The sequence below is a fragment of the Dyella sp. EPa41 genome, from assembly GCF_016586165.1.
GTDB lineage: Bacteria > Pseudomonadota > Gammaproteobacteria > Xanthomonadales > Rhodanobacteraceae > Dyella.
In genome coordinates this window covers 1-18538 of the sequence record NZ_BCPR01000040.1, presented here as the reverse complement: position 1 = coordinate 18538, position 18538 = coordinate 1, and the positions used below count along the sequence as shown (strand labels likewise).

Below are 18538 nucleotides of genomic sequence, written 5' to 3'. Positions count from 1 at the left end.
TCATGAGCAACGCATCCATCTGGCGCGGGGTCATTCCCGCCATCACCACGCCGTTCACCGCCGACGGCCAGGTCGATCACGACTTCCTCGCCAAGCATGCGCGCAGGCTGATCGATGACGGCTGCAAGGGCATCGTCCCGCTCGGCTCGCTGGGCGAAGCGGCCACGCTCACCTTCGACGAAAAGCTCGCCATCATCCGCACGCTGGTAAAGGCGCTGGAAGGCCGTGCGCCGGTGATTCCCGGCATCGCCGCGCTCTCCACCGACGAAGCCGTGCGCCTGGCGCGCGAAGCAAAGGCACTTGGCGCCTCCGGCCTGATGGTGCTGCCGCCCTACGTGTACTCCACCGACTGGCGCGAGATGGGCGCGCACCTGCGCGCGGTGATCGCGGCGACCGACCTGCCGTGCATGCTCTACAACAACCCGATCGCCTACAAGACCGACTTCTCGCCGGAGCAGATCGCCGAGCTCGCGCATGAGTTCCCGAACGTGCAGGCGGTGAAGGAGTCTTCCGGCGATGTGCGCCGCTTCGCGGCGTTGCGCTCGCTGCTGGGCCATCGCCTGGAACTGCTGGTCGGCATGGACGACGCCATCGTCGAAGGCGTGGCGATGGGCGCGCGTGGCTGGATCGCGGGCCTCGTGAATGCCTATCCGAAGGAATCCGTGAAGCTGTTCGAGCTGGCACGCGACGGCGGTGCCGATGCAGCCGCCGAGTTGTACGCTTGGTTCCTGCCGCTGCTGCGCCTGGATACCGTGCCCAAGTTCGTGCAGCTCATCAAGCTGGTGCAGGAAAAGGTGGGCATGGGCAGCGAACGCGTACGCGCACCGCGTCTGGCGATGGACGGTGCCGAGCGTGAAGCCGCGCTTCGCGTGATCGATCATGCCATCGCCCACGCACCGGTGATCTGACATGGCCGTACAACCCCTGTTGATCGATGGCGAATGGCGTGCGGCGCGCCAGCTGCTGGGCGAGTTCCGCGCGGAGAATCCCACCACGGGCGAAGCGATCGGTCCGAGCTATCCGATCTGCGGAGAGGCCGACGTCGAGGCGGCGCTCGCCGCCGCCTGCGCGGTAGCAGACGAACTCGCCGCCACGCCGCCGGAAAGCATCGCGGCGTTTCTCGAGGCCTATGCCGCAGGCATCGAGGCGGACGCCGAGATGCTGGTGGAGCTGGCCAACGCGGAAACCGCCCTGCCGAGGCAGCCGCGCCTTTCCGCGGTGGAGCTGCCACGCACCACCAACCAGCTGCGCCTCGCGGCCAAGGCGGTGCGCGGCCTCGCTTGGACGCAGCCGGTAATCGATACCGCGGCGAACCTGCGCGCGCATCGCGCCCCGCTGAACAAGCCGGTGCTGGTGTTCGGCCCCAACAACTTCCCGTTCGCGTTCAACGCGATCGCGGGCAGCGATTTCGCCTCCGCCATCGCCGCGCGCAATCCGGTGATCGCCAAGGCCCATCCCTCGCACCCGGCCACCAGCGAACGCCTCGCGCGACTGGCCTTCGCGGCACTGAAGCAGGCCGGTTTGCCGCCCGCGGCCGTGCAGATGCTCTACCACTTCGACAACGCCATCGGCACGAAGGTCGCGGGCGATGCACGTCTCGGCGCCATCGGCTTCACCGGCAGCCGCGCCGGCGGCCTGGCCTTGAAAGCCGCGGCGGATGCCGCCGGCGTACCGGCCTACGTCGAGCTTTCCAGCGTCAATCCCGTGTTCCTGCTGCCGGGCGCGCTGGCCGAACGCGGCACGGCGCTGGCCCAGGAATTCTTCGCGTCGTGCACCATGGGCAGCGGCCAGTTCTGCACCAACCCCGGCGTCGTGATCGTGCCGCAGAGCAAAGCCGGCGACGCATTCGTGGCGGAAGCAGCAAGGCATTTCGCAGGCGCCGCACCCGCCGTGCTGTTCTCGCGCGGCGTGCTCGATCACCTGCAGGGCAGCGTCGCCACGCTGCGCAAGGCGGGCGCGGAAGAGCTGGCCGGCGGCCAGGCTGGTTCGCCCGGTTACCGCTATGCGCCCACCCTGCTGAGCGTCGACGCGGAACGCTTCCTGCGTGATTCGAAGGCATTGCAGACCGAGGCCTTTGGCCCCGTGAGCCTGCTGGTGCGCGTGAAGGGTGTCGAGCAGATGGCCCAGGTGGCATCGGCGTTCGAGGGCAACCTCACCGGCACGCTCTACACCGCCAACGACGGCAGCGACGACGACGCCTGGGCAAAGGTGGCGCATGCCCTGCGTCCGCGCGTTGGCCGCTTGATCGGCAACCGCATGCCTACCGGCGTCGCGGTGAGCCCGGCCATGAACCATGGCGGCCCGTATCCGAGCACCGGCCACCCCGGCTTCACCGCCGTGGGCATGCCCGCGGCGATCACGCGCTTCACCGCCCTGCACTGCTACGACAACGTGCCCGAGCACCAGTTGCCGCCGGAACTGCGCGATCACAACCCGGGCGGCGTCGCGCGTTGCATCGATGGCGTGTGGTGCGTCGACGACCTTGGAGTCCACGCATGACCACAGCCAGCCAGATCGGCGGCGTCGACCTTGCCACGGCGCGGGCTTCGCTTGCACCGTGGCCCACGCCGGCAGCGGCCATCGGCGCGGATGAGTACCAGCAGCGCCTCGATCAGGCGCGTCGCCTGATGCGTGAGCAAGGCATGGATGCGCTGCTGGTCACCGCCGGCACCTCGCTGCGCTATTTCAGCGGCATACCGTGGGGTGCGAGCGAACGCCTGGTCGGCTTGCTGCTGACGCAGCGCGGCGCTCCCATCGTGATATGCCCCGCGTTCGAAGTGGGGTCGCTGGAAGCCGTGCTGCTGATCCCAGCCGAGGTGCGCCTGTGGGAGGAGCACGAAGATCCGCAACTGCTGGTGGCCGACGCATTGCGCGAACGCGGCGCCGGCAGCCTCGCACTCGACCCGGCCGCGCCCTACCTGGTCGCCGAACGGCTACGCGCCACGCTGGGCGGCAAGCCGCTGGCGGAAGCGACCCCCATCATCGACGGTTGCCGTATCCGCAAGTCGCCCCACGAGCTTGCGCTGATGAAGCAGGCCACCGCCATGACCTTGCAGGTGCATCGCCTCGCCGCCGGGCTCATGCGCGAAGGCATCAGCCGCGGCGAACTGGTGCGCTTCATCGATGAGGCCCATCGTGCGATGGGCGCGGACAACGGTTCCACCTTTTGCATCGTGCAGTTCGGGCAGGCAACGGCGTATCCGCATGGCGTGCCTGGCGAACAATACCTGCAATCGGGCGAACTGGTACTGATCGACACCGGCTGCACCGTGCAGGGCTATCACTCCGACATCACGCGCACGTACATCTTCGGACAACCGGGCGCGGATCACGTGCGCATCTGGGAGCTGGAGCAGGCGGCGCAGCAAGCCGCATTCGATGCGGTGCGTCCAGGCGTGACCTGTGAAGCGGTGGACGAAGCGGCGCGAAAGGTCGTGGAGAAAGCCGGCCTCGGCCCCGGCTACCGCCTGCCCGGCATCCCCCATCGCACGGGTCACGGCTGCGGCATGAACATCCATGAGACGCCTTACCTCGTCCGTGGCAACCAGACGCTGCTGGAGCCCGGCATGTGCGCCAGCAACGAACCGATGATCGTGGTGCCCGACCGTTTCGGCGTGCGGCTGGAAGACCACTTCTACGTCACGGCGGAGGGCGCGGCCTGGTTTACGCCGCCGTCGCCCGCGATCGACCAGCCGTTCGCGTGATGGCGACCTCCACCTGTAGGAGCGCACCCAGTGCGCGAAAACCCTACGAAGCGGCAACGCCGGAACCCGGCGATCGCGCGCTGGCTGCGCCCCTGCAAAAAGCCTTCCGAAGGACAGCGACATGAAACCTTTCATCCTCGCCCTTGCCGGCACGCTCTGCCTCGGCGCTTCGTTGCCGACGCGCGCGGACGACGATGCGGCCGCCCGCTTCCATGCGATCTACACCAAGGAATGGGCGTGGCGGCAAGCGCAGTTCAAGGGTGCGGATGACGAGGACAACAACGCCAGCAAGATCGCCGACCATCTGCCCAAGGTCGACGCCGCCACCCAGGCAACGCGCGAGACCTATTGGGCCGACGTGCTCAAGCAGCTCGACGCCATTTCGCCGGCCCGGCTGAAGGGCGACGATCCGGTCAACTACGCGGTCTATCGCAACCAGATCCAGGTCCTGCTCGCGGACCAGCACTTCCATGCCTGGGAGATGCCGTTCAACAGCGACACCGCGTTCTGGACCAACCTCGGCTTCACCGCGCGCCGCACGCTGCGCACCGCCGAGGACTATCGCCACTACATCCGCCAGCTGCAAGATATACCGCGCTACTTCGACGAACAGACGGCCAACATGCAGGCCGGCCTCGCGCGCGGCTTCAGCGTGCCGCGGGTGACGCTGGGGGGACGCGACCAGTCGATTGCCGACGTGGTGAATGCCAAAGGCGACGCCAACCTGTTCTATACGCCATTGCGCAAGATGCCGGCGACGATTCCCGCCGATGTGCAAGCGCAGCTGCGCGCGGATGGACGCGAAGCGATCCAGCGCTCGGTGATTCCCGCTTACGCGAAGCTGCTCGACTTCATGCGCAACACCTACATGAAGCAGGCGCGCACCACGCTCGCCGCCGAATCGATGCCGGACGGCAAGGCGTTCTACCAGTCGCAGATCCGCGAGTTCACCACGCTCGACATGGCGCCCGACGCGATCCACGAGCTCGGCCTGAAGGAAGTGGCGCGTATCCGCAAGGAGATGGACGACACCATCCGCGACAGTGGCTTCAGGGGCAGCTTCCCGGAGTTCCTGCATTACCTGCGCACCGACCCGAAGTTCTATCCCAAGACGCCGGAGGAACTGCTGAAGGACGCCGCATGGATCGCCAAGCGCGTCGACGGCAAGGTGGGCAACTACATTGGCCGACTGCCGCGGCAGCGCTTCGCGATCGAACCGGTGCCGGCCGATCTTGCGCCGTTCTACACCGGTGGCCGCGGCGGCCCGGGCGTCTACCTGGTCAATACCTATGACCTGCCCTCGCGGCCGCTGTATTCGCTGACGGCGCTCACCCTGCATGAATCCGCGCCGGGCCATGCCTTCCAGATGCCGCTGGCGGCCGAGCATGAAGGCTTGCCGGACTTTCGCCGCTACACCTACATCTCCGCCTATGGCGAAGGCTGGGCGCTGTATTCGGAGCGCCTGGGCGTGGAGATGGACATGTACGACACGCCGTACGACCGTTTCGGCTACCTGAGCTACCAGATGTGGCGCGCCTGCCGCCTGGTGGTCGACACGGGCATCCACCACAAGGGCTGGACGCGCGAACAGGCGCAGGCCTTCATGCGCGACAACACGGCGCTGAGTGAACACGAGATCGAGACCGAGGTGGATCGCTACATCGCCTGGCCCGGCCAGGCCTTGTCGTACTACCTGGGCGAACTCGCCATCGTCGATGCACGCGCGAAGGCGGAGAAGGCGCTGGGCGAGCATTTCGACTTGCGCGCCTTCCACGACACCGTGTTGTCGCTCGGCTCGGTGCCGCTGCCGGTGCTGCAGCAAGAGGTGGACAAGTTCATCGCGGACGGCGGGAAGTCGCCGTACGCCGCGAAGTAGCCGCGGCACACGTCAGGGAGCAACGCGCCAGGGAAGACCCGACCTGCTCTCGCGTGCAGCGCCAACCGGCCATGGGCCGCGACGGCAATGAAGCGGGAGCAGGACGGACGTTCCAACACATCGAAACCACGCGAGACGGGGAGTAGCGGATGGGCCTGATCAACGACATGCTGCGGCGCAAGCCGGTGGAGGCATTGCAGGGCGAGGCCGCGAGAGGCGGCAGTGGCCTGCGTCGCGTGCTGGGCCTGTGGCAACTCACGGCCATCGGCCTTGGCGGCATCATCGGCGTCGGCATCTTCGTGCTCACCGGTACCGTGGCGGCCACGCAGGCGGGTCCCGCCGTGCTGGTGTCCTTCATCATCGCGGGCATCGCCAGCGCCGCCGCGGCGCTGTGCTACGCCGAATTCGCCGGCCTCATTCCGGTCTCGGGCAGCGCCTACACCTACGGCTATGCCGTGCTCGGCGAGTTCGCCGGCTGGATCATCGGCTGGGATCTCCTGCTGGAATACGCGCTGATCGCCGCCGTCGTCGCGGTGGGCTGGTCCGGGTACATGCAGGCGCTGCTGGATGCCGCCGGGATACCGTTGCCGGCATGGGCGCAAGGTGCCTGGGGCAGCGCGCCAGGCCGCGTGGTGAACCTGCCCGCCATCGTGATCTCCGTGGTCATCACCGCCCTGCTTGCCGTGCGCATGGAATGGGGCGCGCGTTTCAATACGCTGATCGTGTCGATCAAGATCGCCGGCGCGGCGCTGATCGTGGTCGCCGGCGCGGCCTACGTGAAGCCCGAGCGCTGGCATCCCTTCATGCCGTTCGGCATGCACGGGGTCGTCACCGGCGCCGCCGTGGTGTTCTTCGCCGTGTTCGGCTACGACATGCTCACCACCGCGGCTGAGGAATCGCGCGATCCACAGCGCGACCTGCCGCGCGCCGTGCTGCTCTCGCTCGGCATCGCCATGGTGCTCTATATCGCCATCTGCCTCGTGCTCACCGGCATCGTGCCGTACACCACGCTGGACAATGCAGCACCGGTGGCGAATGCCTTCATCCGCATCGGCATGCCGTGGACGATGGTGGTGATCTCGCTGGCGTCGGTATGCGGCATCACCAGCGTGATCTTCGCCAACCTGATGGCGGGCGCGCGCATCGGCTTCAGCCTCGGCCGCGACGGCCTGTTGCCGTCGTGGTTTGCCGCCGTGCATCCGCGCTGGCGCACGCCGCATCGCTCCACCCTGCTGCTCGGCGCGGTCACCGCTGTCGCGTCGGGCCTGTTTCCCCTGGACGAGCTCGCCAAGCTGGTGAACATCGGCGTGCTCGGTGCCTTCATCGTGATCTGCGCCGCCGTGGCCGTGCTGCGCTGGCGCCAGCCGGGGCTGCATCGTCCGTTCCGCACGCCGCTGGTGCCGCTGGTGCCTATCATTGGCGTAGGGTTCTCGTGCTGGCTGATCTGGGGCCTGCCCGCCATCACCTATGTGCGCTTCGCCATCTGGCTGTTGCTGGGCTGCGTGTTGTACCTGGGTTACGGCCGGCGCCATAGTCGCGTGGCCGCCAATCCGGCCTGACCTTGCATTCCGCTCTCCCGACAACGAGGTGAACCATGCGATTGTCCCATCGTGTTCTGTTCGCGTTGACCATGGTGCTGGGCTCGGCTTGCAGTAGCGCAGTCGCCGACACCGTGGCGGCCACGCCGCCGATGGGCTGGAACAGCTGGAATTTCTTCGCCGAGAAAGTCACCGATGCGGACGTGCGCGCGGCGGCCGATGCCCTGGTCAGCAGCGGCATGCGCGACGCCGGCTACGTCTACGTCAACATAGACGACGGTTGGCAGGGCCAGCGTGACGCCAAGGGCGTGATCCACCCGAATGCGCGTTTTCCCGACATGAAGGCGCTGGCCGACTACGTCCACTCCAAGGGCCTGAAGCTCGGCATCTATACATCACCCGGCCCGAAGACCTGTGCCGGCTTCACCGGATCGCTGGGGCACGAGGCACAGGATGCGAAGACCTACGCCGCATGGGGCGTGGACTATCTGAAGTACGACCTGTGCAGCTTCATCGAGGACCAGATGAAGGCCAAGGCGCCCGACGATCCCGCGCAACAGATGCGCCTGATGGTCGATGCCTACGAACGCATGCATGTCGCGCTGGCGGCGACGGGCCGGCCCATCGTTTACTCGCTGTGCCAGTACGGTTGGGACGCGGTCTGGGAGTGGGCACCCGGTGCCAAGGTCGGCGGCAACCTTTGGCGAACCACCGGCGACATCACGCCCGAGTGGGATCGCATCTATGCCATTGCCTCGCAGCAGGAGGGTCTGGCCAGCCATGCCGGCCCCGGCCACTGGAACGACCCGGACATGCTCGAGGTCGGCAACGGCAAATTGACCGCTGAGGAGAATCGCGCGCATTTCAGTTGGTGGGCGATGCTGGCGGCACCCTTGCTCGCCGGCAACGACCTTGCCCACATGCCGGGCGAGGTGAAGGACATCCTGGCCAACCGCGACGTCATCGCCATCGACCAGGATCCGCTGGGCAAGCAGGCCACGCGTGCCTACGCCGAGGGCGAAGTGGAGGTATGGACGCGTCCGCTGCAACACGGTGCATTGGCGATTGCGATATTCAACGTGGGAAGCGCCCGCCTTGCCGACACCCATCCCTTCCGCCTGAACCTGGCGAAGCTGGGCCTGCATGGCACGCAGCAGGGCAAGGATCTGTGGAGCGGTGCGGCCGTATCGCTTACGGATCGGCAGGCCATTGCGCTGGCCCGCCACGACGTGATGTTGATCCGGCTGGATGCGCCGCGCTGAGGCATCAACGCGCGCATGACAGGGTCGCTCTCGCGGACGAGAGCCGCCTGCGACTATGCGGGATTCCGCATGTCGTGCCGTCAAATGGCACAAGACGGCCTGGTCATGTGACGGCACGATGAAATCCTGCGCAAGCGTCGCTCGAAAAACGTCGACATTCCATGCTGTCAGGCCATGCCTCGGGGAGAGTCATGCAACAGGATCGTGATCATCGCAGGCGATTTCTCAAGCAAGCGGCCACGGCGCTGGCGTCGCTGGCGGTCGTGCCCCGCGCCTTCAGCCTGGCGCCCGATGTCGCCGATGCCGCATCGCCCGCCGACGCCACGAGCGGCAACGCCGTGCGCGAACAACCCGTGTATCGCATGCGGCCCTTTGCACTTGGCCAGGTTCGTCTCCTGGACAGCGATTTCTCGCGCGCCGCAGCGATCAACCAGCGCTATCTGCACAGCTTGCCGGTGGATCGGCTGGCGCATGGTTTCCGCGTGCAGGCCGGCATCGCCTCCAGTGCGCAGCCGCTGGGCGGCTGGGAGAAGCCCGACTGCGAGCTGCGGGGCCACTTCAGCGGCGGCCACTACCTCTCAGCTGCCGCCTTGGCTTATGCCACGATGGGCGACAACACCCTCAAGCAGCGCGGTGACGAGCTGGTCGCGGCACTCGCCGCCTGCCAGCAACCCAACGGCTATCTGAGCGCCTTCCCCGAAAGCTTCTTCGACCGCCTGAGCAGCGGCCAGAAGGTGTGGGCGCCGTTCTACACCATCCACAAGATCCTCGCCGGCATGCTCGACATGTACGAGCACACCGGCAACAGGCAGGCGTTGCAGGTGGCGATCGGCATCGGCAACTGGACGGTGCGCTGGCTCAACGGCTTTTCCGATGCGGAGATGGCGCACATCCTGAAGACCGAGTACGGCGGGATGAACGACGCCATGGTCGAGCTGTATGCGATCACCGGCAACAGCCGCTATCTCGATGCGGCCCACCGCTTCGACCAGGCATCGCTGTTCGATCCATTGGCGGCGCATCGCGATGAGCTGCAGGGCCTGCACAGCAACACGCAGGTGCCCAAGGTGATCGGCGCCGCCCGGCGCTACGAGCTCACCGGCGAGCCGCGCTGCCGGCGCATCGCCGAGTTCTTCTGGGAAACCGTCACGCGCAATCGCACCTACGCCACCGGCGGTTCGAGCAACGACGAGTTCTGGAACACCGCGCCCGGCGATCTCAAGGGCCAGCTCGGCCTGTACAGCGCCGAGTGTTGCGTGGCCTACAACCTGATGAAGCTGACGCGCCACGTGTACGCGTGGAACGGTGACCCGCGCGCGTTCGACTACTACGAGCGCACGCTCTACAACGCGCGGCTGGGCACGCAGGACGGCGACGGCATGAAGTTGTACTACTACCCGTTGCAGCCCGGCGCGGCGAAGTTCTACAACACGCCCACCGATTCGTTCTGGTGTTGCACGGGCAGTGGTGCGGAAGAGTTCGCCCGCTTCAACGACAGCATCTACTTCCGCGACGGCAACGACCTCTACGTCAACCTGTTCATTCCGTCAGAACTCGATTGGCCGGAACAGAAGCTGCGTTTCCGCCAGGGGACGGCTTTTCCCCGCGAACCGCTGACACGTTTCCAGCTCTCACTCAGTGCGCCATCCACCTTCGCGTTGAACCTGCGCGTGCCTTCATGGATCGGGCCTGGCGCACGCGTGCGGCTCAACGGCCAGGCGCTGGATGTGTTCGCCTCGCCCGGCAGCTACCTCACGATCAAGCGCGAGTGGCACGACGGCGATCACCTCGAGCTGGATCTCCCCATGCGGGTGACGCGCATGGCGTTGCCCGGCGACGACGGCCTGCAGGCGGTGCTTTATGGACCACTGGTGTTGGCGGCATGCCTGGGCGACCAGGGCCTGACCCACGACATGCAGTACTGCGGCTACGACGCGGCACCCAGGCCCGAACCCAGGCCATGGCCCGCACCGCGCGTCGCCGACAAGCAAGCCGATGACGTGTCCTGGTTGCGCGTGGCATCCGCGCGGGATCTGCGCTTCGAAGCGCAGACAAGGGACGGCAAGCTTGCCGTCGTCCCGCTCAACCAGGTGCACGGCGAACGCTACGCCGTGTACTGGCAAATGGAGGCCGGCGCGCCCAGCAACGGCTGAGCCAGCCCGAGGGCTGGCGCGTGACCGGGCCGGCGCAGCAACCTGCGGCATCGTGGACCACGGCTCCCTCCCGGGGGCAACAACGGCCCCTCCGCGCCCGCCGGGCCCCTGCAACCATGGGATATTTCTCCCCGTACGCCAACGACTTGCGGCGACGCAGCAACCCTTCCGCCGGGGACGTACTAAACTATCGGACTAAATTCATCGCCCCGACCACTGGTCGGGGTTTTGACTTTAAGGCTGTTGTTAGTACCCCTGGCGGGCCAACCCGCCTCCATTCCTGCGGATGCCAGTCCCCACGGCACCGCCACACGTGGAGTCACCGTTCCAATGATTTTCGAAACCATCGCCAAGACGGGTCACGAAGAAGTCGTCTTCTGCCACAACAAGGACGCCGGCCTGAAGGCCATCATCGCGATCCACAACACGGTGCTGGGCCCGGCGCTCGGCGGCCTGCGCATGTGGCCGTACAAGAGCGAGCAGGACGCGGTCAACGACGTGCTGCGCCTGTCGCGCGGCATGACCTACAAGAACGCCGTGGCCGGCCTGAACCTGGGTGGTGGCAAGGCGGTGATCATCGGCGATCCGAGCAAGGACAAGTCCGAAGCGCTGTTCCGCGCGTTCGGCCGCTTCGTCAACTCGCTCAACGGCCGCTACATCACCGCCGAAGACGTCGGCATCGACGTCAACGACATGGAATACGTGTTCCGTGAAACCGAGTACGTGACCGGCGTGCACCAGGTGCATGGCGGTTCGGGCGATCCGTCGCCGTTCACCGCGTTCGGCACGCTGCAGGGCCTGATGGCCGCGCTGCAGGTCAAGCACGGCAACGAGGACGTGGGCAAGTACAGCTACGCCGTGCAGGGCTGCGGCCACGTGGGCAGCGAGTTCATCAAGCTGCTGCGCGAGCAGGGCGCCAAGGTGTTCGTCACCGACATCAACAAGGATGCCGTGCAGCGCTGCGTGGACGAGCTGGGTTGCGAAGCCGTGGGCCTGGACGAGATCTACGACGTCGACGCCGACGTGTACTCGCCGTGCGCGCTGGGCGGCACGCTCAACGAGCAGACCATCGACCGCATCAAGGCGAAGATCATCTGCGGCGCGGCCAACAACCAGCTGGCCACCGACGCCATCGGCGACGAGCTGCAGCGCCGTGGCGTGCTGTACGCCCCGGACTACGCCGTGAACGCGGGCGGCGTGATGAACGTGTCGCTGGAAATCGACGGCTACAACCGCGAGCGCGCGATGCGCATGATGCGCACGATCTACTACAACCTGGGCCGCATCTTCGAGATCTCCAAGACCGAAGGCGTGCCGACCTACCGCGCGGCCGACCGCCTGGCCGAAGAGCGCATCGAAGCCATCGGCAAGATCAAGCTGCCGACCATGGGCAACCACGGTCCCCGCTTCGCCGGTCGCATGCGCGGCCAGTAAGCTCTGGTCGCAAGCCACAAGAAACGCCGGCCTCGCGCCGGCGTTTTTTCATGGCCGCGAGGTGGCGCCGCTGGGCATGATGCAGCGCATCATCTATGCTGCGCGCGTGATCTCCGCACCTGCCCTCGCCCAACGTTGGCGCCGCCTGCGCGGCTCGGATCGTTTTGCCGAATGCGTGCGCGTGTTGCTTGCGCTGGGTGGCGCGGTGGCCTGGTGCTTCGGCAATGGCCGCAACGATGCGGTCGTCCCGCTGCTGCTGGGCGTCATCGCGTGCGCACTGGCCGAAACCGAAGACCATTGGCGCAGCCGCGCGGGCACTCTCCTGCTCACGCTGGCCTGCTTTGCGGTGTCCGCGTTCTCGGTGCGGTGGTTGTTTCCTTATCCCGTGTGGTTCGGATTCGGCCTGCTCACGTCGACATTCGTGCTCGTGATGCTGGGCGCGATCAGCGAACGGTACGCGACGATCGCCGGCTCCACGCTGCTCTTGGCCGTCTATACGATGATCGGCGCCGATGCGGCATTGGCCACGCCGGCCAGTCCCTGGCGCGAACCGCTGTGGCTGCTGGCCGGCTCCGCCTGGTATGGCGTGCTCTCGTTGCTGTGGAGCGTGCTGGCGCCACAGCAGGCGGTGCGGCAATCGCTTGCGCGGCTGTTCGAGGCGCTGGGCGACCTGCTGGAAAGCAAGGCCGCCTTCTTCATGCCCGTCCATGGCGTCGACCGCGAGGCGCTGCAGGTGACCCTTGCCACGCGCAACGAGCGCGTGGTCGAAGCCCTCAACGATGCGCGCCTGATGTTGATCGACCGCATCGGCTCACGCCGTCCGCGCGGCGCCAGTGCGGCGATGTTGCGGCTCTACTTCATCGCGCAGGACGTGCACGAACGCGTCAGCTCGTCCCACTACCCCTACGACGCGCTCGCCGATGCGCTGTTCCACAGCGATGTGCTGTTCCGCTGCGAACACCTGCTGCGGCTCGAAGCCGACGTCTGCCGGAAAAAAGCCGACGCCCTGCGCCTGCAGGACGACACACCCTCGGATGGCGGCTCGACGCGCGCGGCGCTCGACGACCTGCATGGCGCCATGCATGCCTTGCGCGGGCAAGCGCAGCCACCGGCCGAGCATCTGCTGCGGTCGGTGCAGGCCCTGGTCAACAACCTGGAGACACTGCATCGCCAGTTGGAAGGTACGCACGCCATCGGCCTTCCATCCACGCGCCACGGCGGCCTGCTGCAAAATCCCGCGCCGCAGTCGTTGAAGGAAGCGTGGGAACGCGTGCGCGTCCACCTGACGGCGCGCTCGTTCCGCTTTCGCCATGCCTTGCGGCTGTCGCTGGCCTTGCTGGCCGGTTACGTCGTGCTGCACCTGGTGCACCCGCGGCACGGCTACTGGATTCTGCTGACCACCTTGCTGGTTTGCCAGCCGAGCTACGGCGCCACGCAGCGAAGGCTGGGGCAGCGCGTGGCCGGCACGGTGGTGGGCCTGGTGCTTGGCTGGGCAGCGCTGCAGCTGGTGCCGTTCGGCCCGTGGCAGATGCCGTTGATCGTGCTGTCCGGCGTCGTCTTCTTCGCGGCGCGATTGCGGCGCTATCCCACCGCCACGGCGGCCATCACGCTTTTCGTGGTGCTGTGCTTCAACCAGGCCGGCAATGGCTACGAAGTGATGTGGCCGCGCCTGCTCGATACGCTGATCGGCGTGGCGATTTCCGCGCTGGCCATGCGCCTCGTCCTGCCCGACTGGCAGGGCCGCCGCCTCGATGACGTGCTGGCCGATGCCGTGCGTTGCGACGCTCATTACCTGGCACGGATCCTGGCCCAGTACGCTAGCGGGCGTCATGACGACCTCGAGTACCGCATCGCGCGCCGTGACGCCCACAACGCCAACGCGGCATTGAGCAGCCTGCTGGCGAACATGTTGCGCGAGCCGGGACAGCATCGCCGCGGCAGCGAGCTTCTGCTTCGCTTCCTCGCCGCTGCCCAGACGCTGCTCGGCACGTTGTCCGCGCTTGGCGCGAATCGCCAGGTCATCGCCTCCGCCACCGCTCGCGACGCCGTCGAGCGCGTCGGCGCACGGACCGTGGAGGCCCTGCAGCAATTGGCCGACGCTTTGGCCAATCGCCTGGGCGGCGTGACCGCTGCCGATGACGTAGCCCTCGCGCAAGCCCTGGCGGTCTGCGACGCGGACGATACCGCGCGCCTCGTGCTTGGCCAGCTGGCCCAGGCGATGAGCCAGCGCGACCGTCTCGTGGAACTGGCCAACGAGCTGCACGCCGACTGACCGGCCGCGGGTTGTGCGTCGCGCAACGGCCCGTCATGGCCGGCGCGTTACCATTTGCACCTTGGTTGATTCCGGAGTTGGCTGGCATGCGTCCGTTCCCGTTGGGTGAAGACATCGATCTGCTGCGCGAGAGCGTGCACGCGTTTGCGGAAAAGGAGATCGCGCCGCGCGCCGATCACATCGACCGCGAGAACCAGTTCCCGTCCGATCTGTGGCGCAAGTTCGGTGAAATGGGCCTGCTCGGCATGACCATCCCCGAGGTGTATGGCGGCACCGGCATGGGCTTCCTCGCGCACATGGTGGCGATGGAGGAAATCTCGCGCGCATCCGGTTCGGTCGGCCTCTCCTATGGCGCGCATTCGAACCTGTGCGTGCAGAACATCTTCCACAACGGCAACGAAGCGCAGCGCCGCAAGTACATCCCCAAGCTGTGCACGGGCGAATACGTGGGCGCGCTGGCGATGAGCGAGCCAGGCGCGGGTTCCGACGTGGTCGGCTCGATGAGCTGCAAGGCCGAGAAGAAGGGCGACGTGTGGGTCGCCAACGGCTCGAAGATGTGGATCACCAACGGCCCCGACGCCGACGTGCTGCTGGTCTACATGCGCACCGCACCGCGTCCCGCCGGCAGCCGCTGCATGACCGCCTTCATCATCGAGAAGGGCATGAAGGGCTTCAGTACGGCGCAGAAGCTCGACAAGCTCGGCATGCGCGGCTCCAACACCTGCGAGCTCGTGTTCGAGGATTGCGAGATCCCCGCCGAGAACATCGTCGGCGAGGTGAATGAAGGCGTGCGCGTGCTGATGAGCGGCCTGGATACCGAGCGCCTCGTGCTCTCGGGCGGCCCGATCGGCATCATGCAGGCGGCCATGGACATCACCCTGCCCTACGTGCGCGAGCGCAAGCAGTTCAACGCGCCCATCGGCACCTTCGGACTGATGCAGGGCAAGGTGGCCGACATGTACACCGCGCTGCAGTCGTCGCGCGGCTTTGCCTACATGGTTGCGCAGCAGTTCGACAGCAACGTGAAGTCGCGCATCGACCCCGCCGCCTGCCTGCTCAATGCCTCGCAGAACGCGGTGAAGGTGGCGCTGGAAGCCATCCAGGCGCTGGGCGGCAACGGCTACATCAACGAATTCCCGGCGGGCCGCCTGCTGCGCGATGCCAAGCTCTACGAGATCGGCGCCGGCACCAATGAAATCCGCCGCATGCTGATCGGCCGCGAACTGTTCCACGGCAAGGCCTGAACCCACCGGCTCGCCATGGCCCTGCAGAAGCTCACCCAGTGCGCGAAAAGCCAACGGCGCGGTAACGCCGTGGCTCCGCAGTCGCGCACAGGGTGCGCTCCTACAATCAAGACGGGTCCGTCGCCTAGAAATCCAGCCGGTAGCTGAGCGTTCCCATCAAACCCTGGTCGTGCTGGCCGAAGTACTGGTCCATGCCGAACTGCAGGTGCGAGCGGGTGGAAGCTGCCCAGTCGAGCGTAAGGCCGGCCTGGCTCTGGTAGCGCGACAGGCCGACGCCGCCCACGGGCGCCCACTGGTCCACGCCGGTGAAGCTGGCATCGAACACGTCACCGTGCGTGCCGAACGACTGTTGCCACTGCAAGCGCCCCTGCAATCCGAGGCTGCCGCCATGGGGCAGGTTCCAGGTGTGGCCTGCGCGCAGGCCCATGCCTGCCTGCCACCGCGACACCGCCTGCGAGCCCGCCTTTAGGCCGAATCCGTCGCCGCCGAATTCGTTGAAGCCATCACGCGCCACATGCGCGTATTGCAGGTTGGCATACGGCGTGAGCTGCATGTCGCCCAGCGACGCGCGATAACCGCTTTCGCCATACGCGACGGTGTAACGACCGTTCGTGTCGCTTGCCACGCTCGATACATCGCCGCCCAGCTCGATATGGCGGCGCATGTTCTCGCGATAGCTGCCCACGCCGAGCCGCCCCATCGTGTACCAGCTGTCACGCACGAAGCCGGCGTACAGCATGCCTTCCACCGCGCGGCTCTGGCCCTGGTCCGCATACTCCGCCAGACGGCCCAGGCCCTGGCTCTGGCTCACGGCGAAACCGAAGACGCCGTTGCTGCCGAAGCGGCGATCCTGGCCCACCATCCAGCCACTGAGGTCATAACCGACGCTGCCGTATCCGCTGCGGCTCATGCTGCCGTGGTAACCCAGCGTCTGCGCCCAGCCGCCGCTGGCGCCGCGCGTGTCGACCAGATCATCGAAACGGTCGGAAAGCGCACGCGTGCCCGCATCGATCGCCTCGAAGGTCATCGCCGCGCTCGCCGCGTGCAGCTGGCCCGACAGGCTTTCAAGCGAGCGTTGCAGCGCCGCGGTGGTCGCGGTCTGTTGCAGGTTTGCCGCGCCGTTGACGAAATCGGTGGTGATGGCGCCGCTTCCGGCCACGCCTTGCGTCACCTGCGCGTTGATCTGGCTGAAGGCGTTGTCGACACGCTGGGCGGCGGCAAACGAGGCTGCGGTGTAGTTCATGCCCGTGACCGCGGAAGCCTGCACCTGGCTCACGTTGAGCCATGCGCTGCTGCTGTCGTAATTGAGCGAAGCGGAAAGCAGCACGCCCTGCGCAACATCGAGTCCCGTGAACTTGCCGGTCAGTCCACCGGCGGCCGTGAGTACTTCAGTGTGCGCATTGGCCACATAGCCCTGCTTCGCACCGATCACATACAGGTTGCCGCCAACCAGCACGGCCTTGCCATCGACGCGCAGGGCGTAACCCAGCTCCACCGCCAGCCGGCCCATCTGGCCATCGGTGGCGTAGAAGCCCTGGTAATAACCGCCCTTCACCTGCACGTCGCCGCCGGCTACCACCAGCGTGCCCCAGTTCTGCACGTCCTTCCCGAAGGTGTGCGCACCACGCATCACCGCGTCGACATGGTCGATGTACAGATTGCCCGCCAGCGACGGCGCCACCAGCGTGCCGTGCTCGATGCGGGTGTTGCCCTGGTAACTCGGATCGCTGGTGAGCGTGAGCGTGCCGACACCGTCCTTCACGAGGCCACCGCTGCCGCTGATCGGATTGCCCCAAGTGGAGTCCGTGTCGAGCGTGACGCTGAAATCGCCCCAATCGAAACGGCCGGGGCCCTTCACCGCCTTGCCCACGTCGAGCATGCCGTAGCCAAACACCGGATCGACGCCCGGTGCGCCGAGGTCGTCCGCCGTGCCCAGCAGCGTCTGGCGCACCTGGTCGTTGGTGAAATAGGGAAACGCCTGCCACACCAGCGCCGCGGCACCGGAGACCGCTGGCGCCGCGAACGAGGTGCCCTTGACGATCCACAGGCTCTGCTTGCTGCCGGTGTCGTCCTTGCCGCTCACCACCACGTCGCCCGGCGCCGCCAGGCAATAGTTCATGGCAATGCCGCAGTGGTTCGAATAGCTCGCCAGTTCCGTGGGATGGTTGCTATCCACCGCGACCACGGCCAGCCACCCCTTCTCCAGGTCCGGCGCAAGGCTCGGCAAGGCGGCGATGGTGCTGGGGTTGGCCTGTGATGCATTGCCGGCGGCGAACACCACCAGTCCACCCCATGCGTTGACGTAGGTGTCGTACGCGTCGTGGAAACCCTTCGTTGTCGCCGTGTCCGTGGCATCCCAGGTGATGCCGCCCCAGGAGTTGTTCATCACCTTCACGCCGGCCTTGATCAGGTCGCCGTTGACGAACCGGAAGGGATAGGCGTCGTCGGCGGTGACCTTGGAGGGCGGCGTCGAACCGTTGTCGCTGGGCGCCTTGTCGGAAATGATGCGCGCCGAGACGAGATTCGCCGCGGGCGCCAGGCCGCCGGGAAAGTCCCCGTAGGTCTTGCCCGCGGCGATCTGCGAAACCCATGTGCCGTGGCCGATCACGTCGTCGATCGACGTGTTGTTGATGGTCGAGTCGATGTAGATCAGCTCCTGCGTGACACGTCCGGCCAACGCAGGATGGTTGCGCATGATGCCGCTGTCGACCACGCCGATGGTGACGCCCGCGCCGTTGAAGCCAGCACCATGCGCCGCATCGGCATGGGTCAGCGACAGTTGTGCATCGAGTGGCGGCTGGTCCGTCGGCGGTGGCGTCGTGGGCGTCGAGGGAGTGCCCGGATTGCCACCCGGGCTCGAAGGCGGCGTATAGCCCGGACCCGGCGGGGTGTAACCCGGGCTGGGCGGCGCATAGGGCCCGGCCGGCTTGACGTTGCCGTTGCCTCCGCCACCGCAGGCGCTCAATCCCAGCGCCGCGCACACCAACACAGACATCTGGCGGAAACGCATTCCGCGCACACCACTATCCATAGTTTCCCCTGTGCCCCTTGGGCG

General features: G+C 66.8%; 11 protein-coding genes. 10 read left to right on the top strand and 1 reads right to left on the bottom strand.

What is annotated here, in order from left to right; genetic code table 11:
* Positions 1-2: 2 nt before the first annotated feature.
* From JMF82_RS13525 to JMF82_RS13480, 10 genes are all read left to right on the top strand, one after another.
* Positions 3-908, top strand: coding sequence for a dihydrodipicolinate synthase family protein (locus JMF82_RS13525; protein ID WP_201315092.1), 906 nt, complete (start codon positions 3-5; stop codon positions 906-908).
* A gap of 1 nt (position 909) precedes the next feature.
* The gene (locus JMF82_RS13520; RefSeq protein ID WP_201315091.1) at positions 910-2499 is read left to right on the top strand and encodes an aldehyde dehydrogenase (NADP(+)); all 1590 of its coding nucleotides are present in this window, start codon (positions 910-912) and stop codon (positions 2497-2499) included.
* Entirely contained in the window at positions 2496-3704 is a 1209-nt protein-coding gene (locus JMF82_RS13515; RefSeq protein ID WP_201315090.1) for a Xaa-Pro peptidase family protein, read from the top strand. The genes JMF82_RS13520 and JMF82_RS13515 overlap by 4 nt, the downstream gene beginning before the upstream one ends.
* A 121-nt stretch (positions 3705-3825) precedes the next feature.
* Positions 3826-5580 (top strand): DUF885 family protein, encoded by a 1755-nt coding sequence (locus JMF82_RS13510; RefSeq protein WP_201315089.1) that lies wholly within the window; start codon positions 3826-3828, stop codon positions 5578-5580.
* 149 nt (positions 5581-5729) lie between these two features.
* Positions 5730-7139 (top strand): amino acid permease, encoded by a 1410-nt coding sequence (locus tag JMF82_RS13505; RefSeq protein WP_201315088.1) that lies wholly within the window; start codon positions 5730-5732, stop codon positions 7137-7139.
* Between the two features lie 35 nt (positions 7140-7174).
* Positions 7175-8380, top strand: coding sequence for a glycoside hydrolase family 27 protein (locus tag JMF82_RS13500; protein ID WP_201315087.1), 1206 nt, complete (start codon positions 7175-7177; stop codon positions 8378-8380).
* A gap of 191 nt (positions 8381-8571) precedes the next feature.
* On the top strand, positions 8572-10533 hold the full coding sequence (locus tag JMF82_RS13495) for a glycoside hydrolase family 127 protein (protein WP_201315086.1): 1962 nt from the start codon (positions 8572-8574) through the stop codon (positions 10531-10533).
* A gap of 330 nt (positions 10534-10863) precedes the next feature.
* Complete coding sequence (locus tag JMF82_RS13490; RefSeq protein ID WP_111981520.1) at positions 10864-11967, top strand: Glu/Leu/Phe/Val dehydrogenase dimerization domain-containing protein; 1104 nt, start codon at positions 10864-10866, stop codon at positions 11965-11967.
* Positions 11968-12043: 76 nt separating this feature from the next.
* Positions 12044-14239: a YccS family putative transporter gene (yccS, locus tag JMF82_RS13485; RefSeq protein WP_236585467.1), complete on the top strand. Its 2196-nt coding sequence runs from the start codon at positions 12044-12046 to the stop codon at positions 14237-14239.
* Between the two features lie 86 nt (positions 14240-14325).
* Positions 14326-15483, top strand: coding sequence for an isovaleryl-CoA dehydrogenase (locus JMF82_RS13480; RefSeq protein ID WP_201315085.1), 1158 nt, complete (start codon positions 14326-14328; stop codon positions 15481-15483).
* A gap of 124 nt (positions 15484-15607) precedes the next feature.
* On the opposite strand, the gene JMF82_RS13475 is transcribed toward JMF82_RS13480, so the two are convergent.
* On the bottom strand, positions 15608-18478 hold the full coding sequence (locus tag JMF82_RS13475; RefSeq protein WP_307837977.1) for a S8 family serine peptidase: 2871 nt from the start codon (positions 18476-18478) through the stop codon (positions 15608-15610).
* Between the last annotated feature and the right edge of the window lie 60 nt (positions 18479-18538).

Bases quoted from the DNA above. Each gene is read 5' to 3' on its own strand.
- JMF82_RS13490 (WP_111981520.1), top strand. From the start codon at position 10,864: ATGATTTTCGAAACCATCGCCAAGACGGGTCACGAAGAAGTCGTCTTC.
- JMF82_RS13505 (WP_201315088.1), top strand. From the start codon at position 5,730: ATGGGCCTGATCAACGACATGCTGCGGCGCAAGCCGGTGGAGGCATTG.
- yccS (WP_236585467.1), top strand. From the start codon at position 12,044: ATGATGCAGCGCATCATCTATGCTGCGCGCGTGATCTCCGCACCTGCC.
- JMF82_RS13510 (WP_201315089.1), top strand. From the start codon at position 3,826: ATGAAACCTTTCATCCTCGCCCTTGCCGGCACGCTCTGCCTCGGCGCT.
- JMF82_RS13475 (WP_307837977.1), bottom strand. From the start codon at position 18,478: ATGTCTGTGTTGGTGTGCGCGGCGCTGGGATTGAGCGCCTGCGGTGGC.
- JMF82_RS13520 (WP_201315091.1), top strand. From the start codon at position 910: ATGGCCGTACAACCCCTGTTGATCGATGGCGAATGGCGTGCGGCGCGC.
- JMF82_RS13525 (WP_201315092.1), top strand. From the start codon at position 3: ATGAGCAACGCATCCATCTGGCGCGGGGTCATTCCCGCCATCACCACG.
- JMF82_RS13500 (WP_201315087.1), top strand. From the start codon at position 7,175: ATGCGATTGTCCCATCGTGTTCTGTTCGCGTTGACCATGGTGCTGGGC.
- JMF82_RS13515 (WP_201315090.1), top strand. From the start codon at position 2,496: ATGACCACAGCCAGCCAGATCGGCGGCGTCGACCTTGCCACGGCGCGG.
- JMF82_RS13480 (WP_201315085.1), top strand. From the start codon at position 14,326: ATGCGTCCGTTCCCGTTGGGTGAAGACATCGATCTGCTGCGCGAGAGC.
- JMF82_RS13495 (WP_201315086.1), top strand. From the start codon at position 8,572: ATGCAACAGGATCGTGATCATCGCAGGCGATTTCTCAAGCAAGCGGCC.